This is a genomic window from Monashia sp. HAY1-2A, assembly GCF_056755315.1.
Genome location: NZ_JBNDHY010000421.1, coordinates 1 through 270 on the forward strand (window position 1 = coordinate 1; position 270 = coordinate 270).

The 270-nt window shown below is 64.4% G+C and carries 1 pseudogene; it reads right to left on the reverse strand.

Annotated elements, in window-relative coordinates:
- Positions 1-22: 22 nt before the first annotated feature.
- A pseudogene (locus tag ACPYOM_RS22560) lies at positions 23-270 on the reverse strand (oxidoreductase); the annotation flags it as partial.

Here is a 270-nt window from a genome sequence, read left to right on the forward strand (position 1 = left end):
GTGTTGATGCGGTGAAACGCCGTTAGGCGTAGGCGTGAATGTTTTCGATGATCCTGAGGGTTTCCAGCGCTTCCTCAGCTTGGACGGGCAGCTGGCCCTGGCCCCTGAGCGAGGCGGAAAGTTCCCTGTAGAACCGGGGGTAGTCGCCCTTTTCCGCCGGGACAGGCGTGGCCGAACCGTCGATTCCCAGAACGCCCCAAGACTCCTGGGACTCCACACCGTAGGACGGGTCCGACGGCGAAACACCGGCAGCGAGCGCGGGCTCCTGGC